Annotated in this window: 13 protein-coding genes; 6 read left to right on the top strand and 7 right to left on the bottom strand. The window is 37.9% G+C overall.

Annotated features, from left to right (window positions below; translation table 11 throughout):
• From ACH3O9_RS13625 to ACH3O9_RS13600, 6 genes are all read left to right on the top strand, one after another.
• Positions 1-1356, top strand: coding sequence for an aspartate aminotransferase family protein (locus tag ACH3O9_RS13625; protein WP_416441363.1), 1356 nt, complete (start codon positions 1-3; stop codon positions 1354-1356).
• A gap of 5 nt (positions 1357-1361) precedes the next feature.
• Positions 1362-2945, top strand: a complete 1584-nt coding sequence (locus ACH3O9_RS13620; protein ID WP_416441361.1) for a fibronectin type III domain-containing protein — start codon at positions 1362-1364, stop codon at positions 2943-2945.
• Positions 2946-2955: 10 nt separating this feature from the next.
• The gene (locus tag ACH3O9_RS13615; RefSeq protein ID WP_416441359.1) at positions 2956-3999 is read left to right on the top strand and encodes an alkaline phosphatase family protein; all 1044 of its coding nucleotides are present in this window, start codon (positions 2956-2958) and stop codon (positions 3997-3999) included.
• 148 nt (positions 4000-4147) lie between these two features.
• Positions 4148-5425, top strand: a complete 1278-nt coding sequence (locus tag ACH3O9_RS13610; protein WP_416441357.1) for a DUF5690 family protein — start codon at positions 4148-4150, stop codon at positions 5423-5425.
• A complete protein-coding gene (locus tag ACH3O9_RS13605; RefSeq protein ID WP_416441355.1) occupies positions 5415-6569 on the top strand; it encodes a TIGR03364 family FAD-dependent oxidoreductase in 1155 nt (384 codons plus the stop codon). The genes ACH3O9_RS13610 and ACH3O9_RS13605 overlap by 11 nt, the downstream gene beginning before the upstream one ends.
• A 6-nt stretch (positions 6570-6575) precedes the next feature.
• Entirely contained in the window at positions 6576-7259 is a 684-nt protein-coding gene (locus ACH3O9_RS13600; protein WP_416441353.1) for a phosphonatase-like hydrolase, read from the top strand.
• Positions 7260-7299: 40 nt separating this feature from the next.
• On the opposite strand, the gene ACH3O9_RS13595 is transcribed toward ACH3O9_RS13600, so the two are convergent.
• The 7 genes from ACH3O9_RS13595 to ACH3O9_RS13565 form a co-directional block, all read right to left on the bottom strand.
• The gene (locus ACH3O9_RS13595; RefSeq protein WP_416441351.1) at positions 7300-7881 is read right to left on the bottom strand and encodes a helix-turn-helix domain-containing protein; all 582 of its coding nucleotides are present in this window, start codon (positions 7879-7881) and stop codon (positions 7300-7302) included.
• A 124-nt stretch (positions 7882-8005) separates the two neighbouring features.
• Positions 8006-9217: a phage integrase SAM-like domain-containing protein gene (locus tag ACH3O9_RS13590; protein WP_416441349.1), complete on the bottom strand. Its 1212-nt coding sequence runs from the start codon at positions 9215-9217 to the stop codon at positions 8006-8008.
• Between the two features lie 346 nt (positions 9218-9563).
• On the bottom strand, positions 9564-10439 hold the full coding sequence (locus ACH3O9_RS13585) for a sugar phosphate isomerase/epimerase family protein (protein ID WP_416441347.1): 876 nt from the start codon (positions 10437-10439) through the stop codon (positions 9564-9566).
• A 32-nt stretch (positions 10440-10471) separates the two neighbouring features.
• On the bottom strand, positions 10472-11302 hold the full coding sequence (locus ACH3O9_RS13580) for a ThuA domain-containing protein (RefSeq protein WP_416441345.1): 831 nt from the start codon (positions 11300-11302) through the stop codon (positions 10472-10474).
• A gap of 170 nt (positions 11303-11472) precedes the next feature.
• Positions 11473-12984 carry a TolB family protein gene (locus ACH3O9_RS13575; protein ID WP_416441343.1) on the bottom strand — a complete coding sequence of 504 codons (1512 nt, stop codon included), beginning with the start codon at positions 12982-12984 and terminating at the stop codon, positions 11473-11475.
• 52 nt (positions 12985-13036) lie between these two features.
• Positions 13037-14752: a RagB/SusD family nutrient uptake outer membrane protein gene (locus tag ACH3O9_RS13570; protein WP_416441341.1), complete on the bottom strand. Its 1716-nt coding sequence runs from the start codon at positions 14750-14752 to the stop codon at positions 13037-13039.
• 12 nt (positions 14753-14764) lie between these two features.
• The gene (locus ACH3O9_RS13565; RefSeq protein ID WP_416441339.1) at positions 14765-17923 is read right to left on the bottom strand and encodes a SusC/RagA family TonB-linked outer membrane protein; all 3159 of its coding nucleotides are present in this window, start codon (positions 17921-17923) and stop codon (positions 14765-14767) included.
• Positions 17924-18196: the final 273 nt, after the last annotated feature.

The following is an 18196-nucleotide window of genomic DNA, read 5'->3' as shown; positions in this document are numbered from 1 at the left end:
ATGGAGAATAAGCTTTCTAAAAATGAACTGATTGTTGAGGGAGACATCAACCTGTCTGAAGGTAGAAAAAAATGGCTGGCAGAAGAGGTTGATGAAGCGACAAAATCGCTCTTAGAAAAAGATTCACATTACTTTTTACATCAGGCATTATCTACGCCGTGTATGGACGTACTCGCTCACGCGCAAGGTCCGTTTATAACCAATACTTCAGGTAAAAACTATTTTGATTTTCACGGAAATAATGTGCATCAGCTGGGATTCTCACACCCTAAACTCATAAAAGCGCTTAAAAATCAGTTAGATCAACTTACTTTTTCAACCCGCAGATATACCAATGAAACGGCTATTAATTTCGCCGAAAAACTCGTAAGCCTTACTCCCGGTTTAGATAAAATACTGATGACACCTAACGGAAGTTCGGCAGTTGGGATTGCGCTTAAACTGGCACGTGCGGTAACGGGTAAATACAAAGTCTTGTCATTTTGGGATTCTTTTCATGGAGCATCACTCGACGTTGTGAGCGTTAGTGGCGAATCGGTTTTCAGAGAACAAATGGGACCTTTAATGCCCGGTGCAGAGCGTATTCCCCCCCCTATAACCTATCGTGGTATTTATGAAAACAACGAAAATAAAGCCTTAGAATATCTAGAATATATCTTGGCGAAAGACAACCAGATTGGTGCATTTTTAGCAGAAACCGTGCGCAATACCGATGCGCAGATTCCTTCTAAAAAATTCTGGAAAGCAGCCCGCGCACTTTGTGATCAATATGCCGTGCTCTTAATTCTTGACGAAATCCCAATCGCTTTAGGCCGTACCGGGAAACTCTTTGCTTACGAGCATTTTGACATTGTACCAGATATTCTTTGCTTAGGTAAAGGTTTGGGAGGCGGTATCGTTCCTCAAGCTGCTGTAGTTACCAAGAGTGAATATGACCGGTTTAATCACATTTCACTAGGTCATTATACGTTTGAAAAAAGCCCAATGGGAGCGGCGGCAGCTTTAGCAACATTGCAAATTATTGAAGACGAGCATCTGCTGGAACACGTAATTTATTTAGAAGGAATGATGCAGGCTACATTAAATAATTTTCAACATACATACAAAATCATCGGTGATATTAGAGGGGTTGGTCTGCTTTGGGGAATCGAACTCGTAAAAGACCGTTCAACTAAAGAAAAAGCTACCACTGAAGCTGAAGTGATTATGTACGAATGCCTTAAAAACGGGCTAAGCTTTAAAGTCTCAAAAGGAAATGTTTTACAACTCTGCCCGGCACTTACCATCACAAACACACAGCTTGCGGAGGCTCTGGCTATTTTAGAAAACGCATTAGAAAAAATTACAAAATCTTAAAAACGATGAAACAAATCATAGGCCTTAGCTTACTCATTATCAGTTTTTGCACACCTATGCAGGCTCAAGAAAACAACTTTCTGGTAAAGCCTTATTTGCAAGATGCAGAACCTACCTCGATAATCATAAAATGGGAAACCGCGTTTGATGGAGAAAGCATCGTAGAATGGGGTCTAACTGCTAAACTGGGTAAAAAAACAACAGGTACTTCTAATAAAGTGAATTTTGGAGAATCACGCTTACATGAAGTTCAGCTTACCGATTTAAAACGTTTTACCACCTATTACTACCGGGTAAAAACCGGAAAACTTCAATCTGATATTCTTCAGTTTAAGACCCCGCCTTTTTCTGAAGAAGCAGCTTCTTTTAACCTGATTGCAATGAGCGACATGCAGATAGACCGCAGTCAGCCCGATAAATTTAGTGAAGTAGTGAATGAAGGTATTTTAAACTATCTGGAGCAGCAATTTGGCGGTAAGGTTCCAGACAATTTAGCCTTGGTGATGATTCCCGGAGATCTGGTAGCTCAAGGAAGTGATTATGAGCAGTGGCAAACCGATTTTTTCAAACCTTCAGAAAAACTTTTTTCTCAGGTTCCTGTATATCCCGTTCCCGGAAATCACGAGCAAAATTCTCAATTTTTCTTCAAATACTTCAGTCTTCCTGAAAACGGAGATCCTGCGTATGCAGAACACTGGTGGTATAAAGATTATGGTAATGTGCGCATAATCGGGCTCGACTCTAATAAAGGATATCGGGACATCAGACAGCAATACGAATGGCTGGAAAAAGTATTAAAAGACACCGAAAAAGCAGAAAACATTGACTTTGTTTTTGCTCAGTTGCACCATCCGTATAAGTCAGAATTATGGATTCCGGGTGAAGAGGAACCCACTGGAAAAGTAGTAAAAATGCTTGAAGCTTTTTCTGATAAAACCGGTAAACCCAGCGTTCATTTTTTTGGACATACACACGGATATTCCCGCGGACAATCACGCGATCACAATCATTTGTGGGTAAATGTCGCTTCGGCAGGAGGTTCTATAGACAATTGGGGAGAATTTGAAGGACGCGATTACGATGAGTTTACCGTTACTCAAGACGAATACGGTTTTGTAATGGTTAATGTAGATCCTAATCCTGCAGATCCTAAAATCAGTCTCAAACGCATCAGCCGAGGCAACGTTCACAATCCTAAAGACAATGCGGTAACGGATAGTATTACCGTATATAAAGTCAATCAAAAGCCCGATGCACCTGTTGGAATTTCACCCAAAGAAGAAAGCGTTGACATTACTGCTGTCACACTAAAAGCATCTGCGTTTAGCGGAGGTAGAGTTTCTAGTAAACATACTGCTTCACATTGGCAGGTGTCTACAACAACCGACTTTGAAAAACCGGTTAAAGACAGTTGGAAACAAGCTGAAAACTGGTATTATGAAGAGAACAGACAAAAGGGTGATGACCTTACTGATGAAGATCTATCACGCCTGCAACCCGCAACAACTTATTATTGGCGCGTAAGGTATCGCGATCAATATCTGGGTTGGAGTGACTGGTCTGAAGTTTTGACATTTAAAACTAAATAAGTATCTAATTATGAAAATTAATAAAATAACGTTCCTACTCCTTCTGGCCAGCTTCAGTATTTTTGAAACACAAGCTCAAAACAAAGAGGATCAAAAAGTCATTTTAATCACGTTAGACGGTTTTCGCTGGCAAGAATTGTTTACAGGTGCCGATCCGCAACTAATTAGCAACACAGATTACGTTCACGATACAACCCGTTTAAAAACTAAATTCTGGCGGGAAACCGAAATAGAGCGTCGCGAAGCGCTGTTACCGTTTATCTGGAATGAAGTGGCTAATCTGGGAGAAATCCACGGAAATCGCAACGCCGGAAGCAAAGTAACTCTTACTAACGGAATGCGCTTTTCATATCCCGGTTATAATGAAATTCTCACGGGTAAGGCAGATGATGAACACATCAATAGCAATAATAAGATTTACAACCCCAATGTGACCATCTTAGAAGAATATAACAATTCTTTCAAATACAAAGGCAAGGTTGCCGCCTTTACCAGCTGGGATGTTTTCCCGTATATTATTAATGACAAACGCAGTGGCGTTCCTGTAAATGCAGCTTTTGATTCAGCTACAAACACGCCTTTGTCAGACCGGGAAATTTTCCTCAATAAATTACAAAAACAGATTCCGAGTCCATGGGGAAGTGTACGTCTGGACGCTTTTACACACAATTATGCTTTAGAGTATATGCAAAAAAATCATCCTAGTCTGGTTTATATAGCCTACGGCGAAACAGACGATTTTGCACATGATGGGGAGTACGATGCGTATCTAAATTCGGCTCACACCACAGATGCTATGCTGAAAGAATTGTGGAATTACGTGCAGGCTGATGCTTTTTATAAAGATAATACAACTCTTATTATAACCACTGATCATGGGCGCGGGACGGAGCCTTTAGCTACTTGGAAAAGTCATGGTAGCGACATAAAAGGTGCAGATCAGACCTGGCTCATTATTCTCGGAGCTGGTGCTGATCAAAAAGGAGAAATTCAAAACGAAGAACAAATCTATACTACTGAAGTTGTAAAATACATCGATAAAAATTTGAATTAGTTTACAAATAAGAAACCAAATAAGATATTATAGCTTATTATTTTATTATAAGTTAACTTTTGAATATGTTTGTTAACGCTTGTTTTAATTAAATTTTAAACTCCAGTCGAAGTTTCCCTTAAACTCTCGACCGGATTATTAAAGAATCATGAGCTTCAAAAAACAAGATTTTGCGTTTATTAGCCGTGCCTCTCTGGCTGCCTTTGGGGCTTATTTCTGTATGTATGCCTTTAGAAAACCTTTTGCAGTTGCCACTTTTGAAAATTTAAGTGTACTAGGTATCGATTATAAAATACTACTCCTTATTGCTCAGGTATTGGGTTATATGCTCTCCAAATTTATAGGCATAAAAGTTATCTCAGAATTAAAATCTAAACAGCGTCTTGTTTATTTGCTAGTACTCATTGGTGTTTCTGAAGTTGCCTTGCTCGTTTTTGGTTTTGTCCCACAGCCTTATAATATCATTTTTATGTTTCTCAATGGTCTGCCGTTAGGAATGATCTGGGGCATCGTTTTCTCCTACCTCGAAGGCAGAAAATACACTGAAATACTGGGAGTCATTTTATGTACAAGCTTCATTGTTTCAAGCGGAGTGGTAAAGTCTATTGGTTTATTGGTCATGTCGTTTTGGGGTGTCTCGCAATTTTGGATGCCAGCTGTAACCGGAGCCCTATTTATTTTGCCCTTAGTTTTCTTTGCCAAACTTTTAGAGACCATACCTCCTCCTTCCGAAGAAGATAATGCTTTACGCGTACCCCGCGTACCTATGCACAAAAAAGAACGCAATGATGTACTGAGGCAATTTGCTGTTCCGCTTTTTATTCTGATTGCTTTTTATGTCATTTTATCAGCCTTTAGAGACCTTAGAGATAATTATGCCCGGGAGCTTTGGGATGGTTTGGGATACGCCGGAGACATCGCAGTTTACAGCACCTCAGAACTGGTCGTTGCGCTTTTGGTTTTGGTAATCTTGGCCTCTGTTTATGCGATAAAAGACAATCTCAAAGCTTTGCTTACCTATCACGGTATCTTATTAATCGGTACATTTTCGGTAGGAATAGCGACCTTTTTACTACAAGCGCAAATTCTCGGTCCGTTTTATTGGATGGTGATCTCCGGTTTTGGGTTGTACATCTGCTATGTTCCGTTTAACGCTTTATTTTTTGACCGGTTTATCGCTGCATTCCGCATTAAAGGCAACGCCGGTTTTTTAATTTATCTCGCAGATGCTTTTGGGTATATGGGCAGTATGGGCGTTTTGCTTTATAAAAACTTCGGTATGAATGCAATATCCTGGTTACAGTTTTTTATCAACGGTGCCTATCTCCTTTCCGTACTGGGAACATGTAGTGTTATCATTTCTTATTTCTATTTAAAAAACAAACACCGCAACGCCAATCTCAACGTTCTAACTTATGAAAACTAAATACGATCTACTTATTGTAGGCGGAGGTGTTCTGGGTACCTTTCACGCTTACCACGCATTAAACAAAGGTTTGAGCGTAGCAATTCTTGAACAAAGCGCGATGCCACAAGGCGCAACTACACGTAATTTTGGTCAGGTTGTACCCTCTGGTATGAATACTAAATGGCAAAATTATGGTCGCGAAAGTCTGCGTATCTATAAGAAAATTCAGAAACTTTTTGATATTACAATTCGTCAAAACGGATCTGTATATCTGGCTTCTAATGCCGAAGAATTGCAGCTTATTGAAGAACTGGCTGCTATCAATAAGCAAAATAACTACACATCTAAACTACTCACTAAAGGGGAATGTCTGTCAAAATATTCCGGTTTACGCGCAGATTATGTACAAGCCGGCTTGTTTTTCCCGGATGAAGTTACAGTAGAACCGCGCACGATGATTCACCGGTTGCAACAGTTTCTGATAGCCAACAAAAAACTGGATTTATTTTCAAATACGAAAGCTATACACATTGATCAAAGCACTGACGAAGTTTCCATCACCACTGCAGATGGAAGAACTTTTAGTGCCAATCAAACTTTGATCTGCAACGGTAGTGATTTTAAAACCCTTTATCCGCAGCTTTTTGCAGACAGCGATTTACAGCTCTCTAAATTACAAATGCTACAAACCAAGCCGCAGCAAAATTACACGCTACCCGGTTCTATTTTGACCGGGTTATCTATAAGACGCTATGAAGCTTTTTATGAATGTCCCTCTTTTAATGAAATTAAGGTCAAAGAAAATCTGGATAGTTTAGAGAAAAAATGGGGCGTACACATTCTGTTTAAACAAGCTGCAGATGGTTCTGTGATTTTAGGCGATTCTCACGAATATGCAGATGCTGATCGCATAGAAGATTTAGGTTACGGTCTCAATATGGATATTGACAATTTTATGATTGCCGAAGCTAAAAAAATAATCGATCTGCCTACTTACGAAATCCAGGACCGGTGGTACGGGATTTATTCTCAATGCAAGACACAGGATATTTTTCTCAAAACCTTAGGAGCGCGCATTCACATCGCCACCGGAATTGGTGGAAAAGGAATGACCGGAAGCGCGGGATTCTCAAAAGAACACCTCAACACAATACTTAATTAATATCGTATGAATACTATAAAACTTGTCGTTTTTGATATGGCAGGAACTACCGTAAATGAAAATAATATTGTTTATAAAACCGTGCATAAAGTCATTAACGATTTAGGCTACAATGTAACCCTAGATAATGTACTGGAATTTGGGGCTGGTAAAGAAAAGCATCAAGCGATTAAAGATGTCTTGCAGAATTGCACCAATTCTTCTGCGATAAAAGAAGAAGCTGCAACAGCATTTGCAGCTTTTAAACCCGAATTAGAAGTTGCTTATAATACACTCGAAATTGGCACATTTGACGGGATGCTATCTTTCTTCAAGAAACTAAAGAGTAATAATATTCATGTGGTTCTCAATACTGGTTATGATGCTAAAACGGCAACCAAATTACTGGCAAAATTAGAGTGGAATGTAGGTGAGGAGATAGATATGCTCATCACAGCAGATGATGTAAAAAATGGAAGGCCGGCACCCGATATGATTCAGAAAGCAATGCAACAGTTTAATATTACTAATTCTTCTCATGTGCTAAAGGCAGGAGATTCTGAAATAGATATTATTGAGGGAAAAAATGCCAATTGCGGTCTAACAATAGGTGTTCTTAGCGGAGCACAAACTAAAGAACAGTTAGAAGCTGCAAAACCAGATTATATTCTTAATGTGGTTACTGAACTTGAAAAAATCCTAATTAAATAGATCTTTATACTTTTGTATATATAAGATGTTGAAAGCGCTATTAGCTTTCGACATCTTTTAAATAAAAGTAAAGCACCAGCATAGATGTAGGTGCATCACTCCGATTAATAGGCACATGGGGTATTCTGCCATCAAAGAATATAGAGTCCCCTTCGTTCAGGGTTACTTCTTCTTCCCCAATACTATAGACACATTTACCAGACAGCATATACTTAAATTCATACGCGTCTGTTTCTACTTTAGCTCGTTCAGAGCCCGGCTGAATTTCCAGCAATACAGCTTCAAAAGCTATAGAAGCAAGCGATTTGCCAAAAATCGATTTGTATTGAAATCCTTTAGCATCATCTTCTTTTTCTATTATTGAATTTTCCCCTTTGCGGGAAATAAAGAAAGCTATTTTTCCGGTTTGCGGAAGGCTGTTAAAAAACGCAGCCACTCCGATTTCTAAAGCATTGATGATATTTAGTAATACCGGTAGCGAAGGAATGGTCCTTCCGTTTTCTATACGAGAGATCAAACCATTACTCACCCCAGCATTTGCAGCTACCGTATTTATAGTTAATCCTTTCTCTTTTCTAATTTCTCGAATGCGCTTACCTATTCCTATTATATAGTCTTCCAAATTCCTCTTTTTTACTATTTGTAAATATCAGAAATGTTTTATTATTCAGTAGACTAACTATTATTTTTTGATTCAATATATATTTGAGTTGGTTTTAATCAGCATATTATTTCATAAACTTATATTAAAAATTCACCACATTATCTAATGCGTCATCTACATCATCCTGCATAAAATTAGATTGATACATAATCGTTGTCGTTACCGATGAATGCCGGTATAACTTCTGCAACATTTGAATGGGAATTTTACTTCCAGAAATGTTACCGAAACTGTGACGAGCGATATGCATACTCAGACTTTTAGAAATTCCTAGATGCTCTGCTATGTTTTTTAAATGACGATTGCAGGTGCGGGTAACCGTCTTAATTCGTGTACGAAGTATTTTAGCATTTTTAGGATCCACAAAGCGTAACTCTTGAAATACAAAATCGTCCTCAGCCAGATTCTTATAGTATTCCAATATAGGTTTTGCCTTCTCAGGAATTTTAAGAGAAACTAACTTTTGGTTCTTCCCCATACGGTAGCGTAATCTATTATCTATAAAATCAGACCATTTTAATTGCAGTACATCCCCTACTCGTATTCCGGCAAAGTAAAAACTGATCAACCAAATATTCAATGCGTGTTGTTGGGATGGTGTTAAGCCTTGAGCATTTTCCAATTGTTTAACTTCCTTTACATTGAGACCTATTTTATCTGACTCTAGAAATTTAATGGTATAACCGCCTCTCCCAAATGGATAATGATTGCGTTCTGCCCACTTCTCGCCTATTGCTATATTATAGATCGTTCTTATAGCAATCATGTAATTTACAGTAGTCCTGTGTGCTAAACCAATCTCGTTTTTGAGATAGGCTTCAAAACGCTTTAAAAAATCTACTGTAATTTCATTGAAGTGTAACTTATCTGATTTGGCAAAAGCTTTAAATTTATCCATTCTACTTTTAACTACATCTCTCTGATGAAACTGTCCTCTTTCCTCCAATCTACGCAACTGAATTTTCACAGCACTGAAAAAATCAAAACGTTCTTTTTTGACAATATTCGTTTTTATGATAGAAACAGATTGATAATCTCGTTCTGATTCTGCAACCAGAAGTTTTTTATTTGCTTTGCTAAGTTTGGAGAAAATTAATTGATTAATAGCCAATGCATCAGGATGTGATTTTCTAACCAATCCTTTGGTCTCATTCCAATGATTTTTTTCAATATACTGACCTGTGAAAATATAAGAGGTTTTTCTATCTTTAGTAATTCTAATAGCAATTGGATACAATTGTCTTGAATTGGGCTTATTCCTTAAAACTGTCTGAATTGATGCCATAACTTCCATTTTAGACATTTAAATTACACAATTTTAGGTACAACATAGGTAAAACAAATTGTCATATTCCTTGATATCAAATGATATTATGTAAAATAGAATTTTATATATTCAATTGATTTTAAGCAAGTTAAAGGATTTTTGATAGACGATTTTTCATTTTCATAACCCGGAGGTCGGGGGATCGTGCCCCCCTCTCGCTACAATTATAAAAGCCAAGGCATTTGTCTTGGCTTTTTTTGATTCATATCTTTTCAAAAACCTGTATCACAGATATTTAACGGGATTATCAGTGTCTAAATACAGCGATTTTTAGCTTAAATCGGGCGATATTTACCTGTTTTATACCGCTTTTCTAAAGCAGATCATTGTTTATATACTCGATGCTTTGAGCCAGACTTTTATAAGCATCCATCTCAAAATTCTCCTGTTCTATAATTAAATGTTTAGCTCCAGATTTCTTCATTTCGCTGAAAATTGCTTTATAATCTATCGATCCGCTGCCAATTTCTGTGTTTAGATCTTCGTTTTTCTTACTCATATCTTTCACATGCCATAGAGGAAATCTACCGGGATACTTATTCATTAGCTCAATTGGGTCTCTCCCGGCACGCACAACCCAGTAAATATCCATTTCAAAAACTACATTTTTATTATCTGTATTTGCAAGAAAAGTTTCCAGACCATTTTGCCCGTCATAATCTGTAAATTCAAAATCATGATTGTGGTATCCCAATTTTAATCCTGCTTTTCTGCACATTTCACCAGCTTCGTTCAGTTTTTGAGATAGACGCTTATAGTCATCTATAGAATTACGCAAATTGCCGCCTATATAGGGGACGATCACGTACTTCTGCCCCAGCTCGTTTGCCACATCAAGGTTAAAAGCAAAATCGTCTTTTGTTCCGCCTTGAGCTAAAAATGGATCTACACCATAATGACCGCTGGGTGTTGTAAGACCGTTATCATCAAGAATTCTTTTAAATTCTTTTACAGACAATCCCCAGAATTTATTCTCTTGTGAATAGCCGTAGGTTTCTACTTCTTTAAAACCAAGATCTGCCACTTTTGATATTGTGCCTTTAACGTCGCTGCCTATCGTTTCTCTTAGAGAATACAACTGTAGACCTATAGCATGCTTTTTAGTTTCACTAAAAACTATACTTGGTAAAATTGTCGTTGCTGCGAGGGCTAATCCAGATTGTTTTATAAATGTTCTTCTATGTGTCATAGCTTTTAAAATAGATTGGTTGGTCAGTTGGTTTATTTTGACGTATTGTTATTCTTCTCAATACCTTTTCCCGTAGCAGCGTAATAAATACCACCATATAGATGATCTAAGAACCATTGATTCTCATAAACCTTCTCTATATGCCCCAAGGCTGTATAAAAAGCACGGCCACCATCAAACTCATGATACCATGATATTGGGTGCAAATCTCCCATGCCCTGGCTGTTTCTGTCTACCATTTTCCCGGTTTTTGGGTCTAAATCCCGATTTTGCCATGTTACAACCGGATTATACGAATTTTCATCTACAGCTACCAGATAATGCAGATTGTCAACATTTTCTTTACCAAAGTCGTACCACTCGTCTGTCCACAACAATGTATCAGGAAAATGTTCTAACCCGGGAAAATTGTGATCAAGTATTTTGAGTTTTGCAGTTTGTTGTTCGGGATGTATGTGAAACATTCTACCCACAAGTTTTGTATACCACTCCCAGTCGTATTCTGTATCTGAAGCTGCGTGTATACCTACATAACCTTTTCCTGATTCTATATATTTTTCAAAAGCTTTTTGCTCGTTTTCGTCAAAAATATCTGCTGTAGTGCTTAAAAATATAACTGCATCATAAGGTTTAAGGCCTTCTTCTGTAATCTTAATAGCGTCTTGTTGTCTGGTAACATCAAAATTGTGAGTTGCTGCTAATTCTTTTATGGCTACAATACCATTATCTATTGACTCATGATGCCAGCCAGCGGTTTCTGTAACAAGCAGTACTTTGAATTGCTTCTGTGCAAAAAGCCCATTAGAGAATAGCAGGCATATAATAGCAAGACAGGATAGTTTAGTAATTTTTTTAAAAGACATTTTTATAATTTATAAGATTATTAATAATTACAACGATAGTAAATGTACCTGAAATTTATTTTTTTCTGTATTAATTTCTAAAATGTTTAAAAGGTTGAGTTGCAGTTCTAACTCTGCAACCCAACCATAACTAAAAAGTCAACACTTAAAAACAATTCAAATTCAATTCATTATTTTGAGGAATTACTTACAAAAGCAATGTGCTTACTATCTGGCGACCAGGAATTCACATTAAAAGTTCCCTGCCCTCCATATAAATAAGCGATTACCTTTGGCGCCCCGCCAGAAACGGGCATCAACCTTAGCATTACTCTTTTGTAGGAAGGATGCCCATTTAATTCAATAGTGGGTTCAAATGATATAAAAGCTATCCATTTACCATCTGGAGAAATGTGAGGAAACCAGTTGTTATATTGATCAAAGGTCAACTGTTCTTTGTTGCTTCCGTCTGGTTTCATTCTCCACAATTGCATGGTACCACCTTTTTGAGAACCATTGTAATAAATATATTTGCCATCAGGAGAATACTCACAACCATCAACGTGCTCAAGCTTCTTATTATCTGTAAGTTTTTCTTCTTTACCACCTTTTATTGACTTTCTATAAATATCATAGATCTTACTTCCACCTCTTTGGGCAACATACACGACTTCCTTATTATTTGGCGCCCAGCCATGAAGATATGAAGGTGCATCTGTTGTCACAGCTTGCGGTTCACCCCCGGTAAGAGGTAAGACAAATACATTTGAGCCATTACCATCATTGTGACTTATACCTATCATTTTACCATTGAAAGAAATACAATGATCATTATTCAAATCGTCTGCAGACGCAGTATTGACTTTTGCAAGATCGCCACCATCTTTAGGTATCGTATACAAAGAGCCATCCATATTAAAAATCAGTTTATCTCCATCAGGCATCCAGTTAGGAGCTTCAAAACGACCATCTTTTGTATGTATCACTTTACGCTTACCGTCAAAAACATTCATTGTTTCCAGTCTGCAACCTATCCACCCTTCTGAGTTAGGATTATAATCTTCTGCAACCGGCTGATCAATTCTAACATTCCACACTTTTGCAGTTTCTACAACATCCTCATCATGAGAACCAATTACAATACCTGCTAAAACCTCCTCTGGCATAAAATCCAGCTCTTTAGAACTAATTTCTTCAAAAGGCTCGCCGGGATGCGCTGCTCTCACTATAAAAGTGTTACCCTTGCGTTCTAACTGAATGATCTGAAAAAATCGCTTAGAGGCCCAAACATCATCTTCGGGATTTTGCATATCTGCACCTCTTCGCTCTCGCCACTGGCCTGCAGTAAGGCCATCACCATGTAAAAAACCACCCACCATAACTGCATTGTCCTGCTCTGAAGCACGTGCCATCCAGCCAATTTTTCTATGAACCTCATTATCACCTACAAATTCAAAATTTGCTGTAACAATAAAATCCCCTTTTAGCTTATTGTACAGGTAATGATGCTCATCACGCTGACCCCAAATATTATAACCCGCACCTTTAATGGTGTAAGTCTGACTCTCTTCATCGTAAGTAGCAGAACCTGCCAGTTTAGGATTACCTATGTCTTTGTTGTAACTAAAATCACCTATAGGATTTTCCTGTGCAAGTGCCAGTTGTGTTAAACACAAACAGAAAATGATTAATTTAAATTTCATACTATTCATTATTTATTAATTTATTTAGATTGAGTTATCGTGCTAAGTGAAACTAGTAGCCTGGGTTTTGCTTATAAAGACCACGAGTGAAATCAATTTCTTTTTGTGGAATAGGAAAATATTCATCCCTCCCGGCAGTAAAATGCGCATTAGATAAGTAGTCATGCTTAGTCTTCTCAACTTCTAAATAAGCGTTGAGAACTTCTTCTGCATCACCCCATCTAACCAGATCAAAAAAGCGCCATCCTTCCATAGCAAATTCAAGTCTTCTCTCAAATTTTAATGCTTCAAGGGCGTATTCTTTACTGGGGAAAGAATCATATAAACCAATATTATAAACGTTACTTGCACCGGCTGCAAGAGGACGCTCTGTGCTTGATGCTGCTCTGGTACGCACTTCATTTATAAGAGGCAAAGCTTCATCCTGCCTTCCTAATTGTATTAAAGCCTCTGCCTTAAACAGCAAGACATCTGCATAGCGTATAAATCTGTAATTTACAGATGTTGCTATAAAAGGTCCCTGTTTGACCCAGCATGAACAATCTGGTGCTTGTTGTTCTTTCATGTTACCATAAAAACCATATACTCCCGGGTCTCTTGCCCAGCTTGTTTTATATAACAAATCACCTTGTTCTTCTACTGTATTTCTGTATTTAAATGGTCTGTCAGGAAAACCTACTGTATGATCAAATCTGGGATCTATGCTTCCATAATTATCTACATCTGTCATATCTGCATCATTAAAAGTCTCAAGTAATGGCAAACCTGAAGCATCGGTCTTAAATGCATTTACCATATTTTGACTAGCCTGGTGAAAACCACAGCAACCATAAAATGACGACCCTGTGGGCGAATTAAGAGCCGTAGCATAACTACCCCTCCCTACCTCTGTACCATCGTTAAGCGAAAACTGAACCGCCCAAATCGATTCAGGGCCATTCTCATAACCTGGCAGGAAATTATCTGCAAAATCAGCTTCCAGACTTCCTGTTACTGCATCTGCATAGTCAATAACCTCCTGTAAACGTGATGTATTGATATTTACAACCTGATTTTGCTCATCTTGTTCGTACGCCTGGTATAACCTTAGTTTAGCTAAATAACCAGCCGCCGCATTTTTATCTGCTCTTCCCACCTGCTCTTGTGTCTGTGGTAGATTATTGAAAGCAAACAAAAAGTCTTGTGCAATAGCATCCCACAACTCATCATTAGACATATCATTAGAGGTTTCTAATATCTGCTCATCGGTTAAATCTTCTGTTATGTATGGAATATGTTTAAACATTAATTTAAGCATGAAATGAGAATGTCCTCTTAGAAACCGAAGTTCTGCAATGCGTGTTGTTTTATCTGCATAATCTGCATCTGGCACTTCATTAATAACCCTTAAAGCAAAATTTGCTCTGGAAATAGCTTTATAATAGTTTTCCCAGGTTTTAGGTGCCATAAGATCTCCGGCATCAGGAATTGTAAGGTTATATTGCTCATACCTGTCAATTTCCCCTAAATCTGTGCGGCCGCCGCCGCCTTTATATGCATCATCTGCTCGTACACTTCCATAGACCCAAGGGTTAGTTATGGGTCCTGCAATATTATCATTACCTATTGCAGAATATGCTGCTATCACAAGTCCTTCTGCATTTTCTGCTGTCGCAACATTATCAGATGATAATACTCCAGAGGGTTCTACCTCAAGAAAGTCACTGTTGCAGGAGTTTATACTTATAGCGAATAACATTATTAGTATCGCTGCTTTTATATTCTTCATCGCTTTCATTTTTTAAAAATTTACATTTAATCCTACCGAAAATGTAGTGGGTACCGGTATTGAATTAATTTCAGTGCGTTCTGGGTCAGAACCTATATAACCATCAGGTGTGAACCACAATAAGTTCTCTCCTTGCAAGTAGACTCTTAGATTTGTCATGCCCGCCCACTTTTCAATCAAATCATTTGGTAATGAGTAACCTACCTGAATATTTCTTAATTTGAAATAAGAATTGTTTCTGTAGATGTAATCTGAATTCTCTGTAAGGTTATTTACAAGACTTAACGAAGGTATATCTGTATTTGTATTAGTAGGAGACCAGGCATTAAGAGTACCAGGTCCTGCATTCTCCCTACCAGGTACAAAATTGTTATACATTATGTAGGGGTCTACTCCTATTCTGCCTGTAACACCAGATCCAAATAAGGAGAAGTCAAAATCTTTATATGAAACATCTATTCGTACCCCATATTCCATTTTTGGTAATGTAGTACCAAGCCAGTCTCTATCATCAGAATTAATAACTCCATCATCGTTAATGTCTACAATACGTATTCCTCCTGGGCGTGCATTACCTACCTGAGCACCTCCCGTAGGGTGTTCATCTACCTCAGCCTGACTTTGAAATAATCCGTCAGTTTTATATCCAAAAATCGAGAATTGTGAATGACCTATAATAGAGTTCAAAGCAGTACCGGGGTAAGCCGTCATAGCCTCCTCTGGCAAATCTGTTATTTTATCTTTAAACGCACCAAAATTGGTAGATACCGAAAACGAAAGATCATCTGAGACATTCTTTGAGTAAGACAGGTTTAATTCCCACCCATTTGTACGAGTAGAAGCACCATTTAACCATTTCTCGCGGCCCTCACCTACGGCTGATGCTATAGGCGGTTGTATTAAAATACCATCTGTGTTTCTGGTAAAGTAATCAAATGAACCTGCTAATGAATTATCGAAGAAAGCAAAGTCTACACCAAGGTTTACCTCTTTGGTTTCTTCCCATTTAAGACTCGGGTTTGATGCTTGTATTGAAACAAAGCCCGCCGGTAGGTTACCACTATTATTTCCGTTAAGGTCATAAGCTGTACCTACATTGTACCACTCACTAAAAGAACCTTGTACATATCTATACTCTACAGGACCATATCGGGCTTCATAGAGTCCAAATCGGGCAAAATCACCTATAAACTGGTTACCTACAACTCCATAACCAGCACGAAGTTTAAGGTTAGTTATTTTGGGACTATTTCGTAAAAATTCTTCATTGCTAATTCGCCAACCCGCTGTAACCGCAGGAAAGATAGCATATCTGTTATCTGCACCAAATTTTGAAGAACCATCTCGTCGCAGTGTCACCGATGCAAGATATCTATCTGAATAACCGTAACTTATTTTTCCGAATTGAGAAAAAAGTGCATCACCAGACTCAGTTCCTGAATTTGTTCTTTGGCCGGTAGCAGCTGCCAGTACATAATAAGATTCACTTTCTACAGCAAAATCCTGAGCTGTAGCAGTAGTTGTCTTTAAATTATTCTCAATAGACTCAGTTCCTACCAAAACGTCAAAGCGGTGCTCACCCAGTTCTAATTTATAATTTAATGTATTTGAAAAAACTAAACTTGAGAAATTCTGATGGTTTAGCATCAAGCTGTTAACTGTTCTGGTAATAAAACCATTAGCCACAGTGGGTTCTATATCTTTAGCATCTGTACGATAATGATCAAGACCCAGACTTGTTCTAAATGTCAGGTTCTCCAGAATATCAACTTCACCAAAAATATTCCCAAAAATGGTTGTTCTTTTAGTGTTATCCCATCTGTTTATATACTGCATGTAAAGCGGGTTATTTCTGTCGGAATAACCAGAACCCAAAGGACCCGCATATTCACCAGTAGCAGTATAAACCGGAATGGTAGGCGCCAGATTTACTCCTAGACCTGGCGTAGGAGCATTACCCACATCTGTAGAAGCCAGTGTTTCTTTAGAAGTGTAGAATTGTGTATTAACACCTATTCTTACTCTGTCATTGAATAATTTGGCATTAGAATTTAGTTTAGCACTATATCTATCATAACCTGTATATTTTAGAATACCGGTATTCTCCAGATAACCCAGATTAATAAGTGCAAATACTTTATCATTTCCCCCGGAAACCGTAAGATCATTATTAACAACGTACCCGGTTTCATACAATTCATCCTGCCAATCTGTATCACCTGAAGGTACATTTGTATTTCCGCCAACATACTGATCAACGCTTACGCTATTTAATATGGGATTATTGAAATCTCCATTCCAGTCAAAATCATAGATTTCGCCATAACCAGAATTAGGATCAGAGTTATCATTTACTGATGCCTCCCACAGCACTTTGCCACGATCTGCCGCATTAAGCATGTTATAGCGCTGCTTCTTCTCTGTAAGTACTGAGAAATTAGTATTAAATGATACATTTAGTTTTTCGTCCCGTGTTGAATTTTTTGTTGTGACGATAATAACACCGTTTGATGCTCTTGAACCATATAAAGAGGAGGCAGAGGCATCTTTAAGCACTTGTACAGAAACTATTGTACTTGGATTGATACTTGAGAATACTTCCTGTCTCACAGTAGGAACACCATCAATTACATATAGCGGTTCATTATTTCCTAAAGTATTCACTCCACGAATAAGAATACGGTTACTACTCCCGGTAGGATCACCAGATTTTTCTACAAAAAGTCCCGGAACCCTTCCTTGCATAGCCTGAATAGGACTACCCGAACTCATACTTGCTTCTCGTATAGGCGCCATTTCTACCACACTTATAGCCCCAGTCAGGTCAACCTTTCGCTCTCGAGCATATCCTGTTACAATAACATCGCTAAGCTGCTGAGCATCTGCTACTAACACTACATTTATAGTAGATTGATTATTTACGTTTACTCGTTGAGTCGTAAAGCCAATGTAACTGAAAACAAGTGTCCCTTCTGCAGCAACATTTTGCAGTGTATAATTACCATCAAAATCTGTGATTGCCCCTTGCTGTGTGCCTTCTACCTGAATAGAAACCCCGGGAAGAGGAACCCCATCATCTGCAGAGGTTACAACACCACTTATATCTATAGTTTGCCCCCAGACAAAAACTGCCGGACAAAAAATATAGAACATTAATAATTTAAACTTCATAATTGTGATTGTTTAGTGTTAATTGATTTTAGTTAGGTCTCTTATTTATCTGCTTATATGGTATAAAGAATTTAACCCAAGACTAATTCTTAGAAAGAATTAATTAGAGCTGATACAAATAGATGGAAGAGAAATGAGTCGTAACGAAATGAAAGAATTCCGGTTGAAAGAGAGAAGTATTGTTCTTTGCATATAGTATTAGATTAATGAAAAACTAATATATATGTAATATTTTGGTATCTATTTTAAGAATACTGCAAAGACTTCTAAAAA

Source organism: Leeuwenhoekiella sp. A16 (assembly GCF_047946675.1).
Lineage (GTDB): Bacteria > Bacteroidota > Bacteroidia > Flavobacteriales > Flavobacteriaceae > Leeuwenhoekiella.
Note: the sequence above shows the minus strand (reverse complement) of the source record. Positions and strands in the feature narration are given on the sequence as shown.

What these genes read in the sequence shown, in the direction of transcription:
- ACH3O9_RS13625 (WP_416441363.1), top strand. Translation starts at nt 1, where the DNA reads ATGGAGAATAAGCTTTCTAAAAATGAACTGATTGTTGAGGGAGACATC.
- ACH3O9_RS13620 (WP_416441361.1), top strand. Translation starts at nt 1,362, where the DNA reads ATGAAACAAATCATAGGCCTTAGCTTACTCATTATCAGTTTTTGCACA.
- ACH3O9_RS13615 (WP_416441359.1), top strand. Translation starts at nt 2,956, where the DNA reads ATGAAAATTAATAAAATAACGTTCCTACTCCTTCTGGCCAGCTTCAGT.
- ACH3O9_RS13610 (WP_416441357.1), top strand. Translation starts at nt 4,148, where the DNA reads ATGAGCTTCAAAAAACAAGATTTTGCGTTTATTAGCCGTGCCTCTCTG.
- ACH3O9_RS13605 (WP_416441355.1), top strand. Translation starts at nt 5,415, where the DNA reads ATGAAAACTAAATACGATCTACTTATTGTAGGCGGAGGTGTTCTGGGT.
- ACH3O9_RS13600 (WP_416441353.1), top strand. Translation starts at nt 6,576, where the DNA reads ATGAATACTATAAAACTTGTCGTTTTTGATATGGCAGGAACTACCGTA.
- ACH3O9_RS13590 (WP_416441349.1), bottom strand. Translation starts at nt 9,217, where the DNA reads ATGGAAGTTATGGCATCAATTCAGACAGTTTTAAGGAATAAGCCCAAT.
- ACH3O9_RS13585 (WP_416441347.1), bottom strand. Translation starts at nt 10,439, where the DNA reads ATGACACATAGAAGAACATTTATAAAACAATCTGGATTAGCCCTCGCA.
- ACH3O9_RS13580 (WP_416441345.1), bottom strand. Translation starts at nt 11,302, where the DNA reads ATGTCTTTTAAAAAAATTACTAAACTATCCTGTCTTGCTATTATATGC.
- ACH3O9_RS13575 (WP_416441343.1), bottom strand. Translation starts at nt 12,984, where the DNA reads ATGAAATTTAAATTAATCATTTTCTGTTTGTGTTTAACACAACTGGCA.
- ACH3O9_RS13570 (WP_416441341.1), bottom strand. Translation starts at nt 14,752, where the DNA reads ATGAAGAATATAAAAGCAGCGATACTAATAATGTTATTCGCTATAAGT.
- ACH3O9_RS13565 (WP_416441339.1), bottom strand. Translation starts at nt 17,923, where the DNA reads ATGAAGTTTAAATTATTAATGTTCTATATTTTTTGTCCGGCAGTTTTT.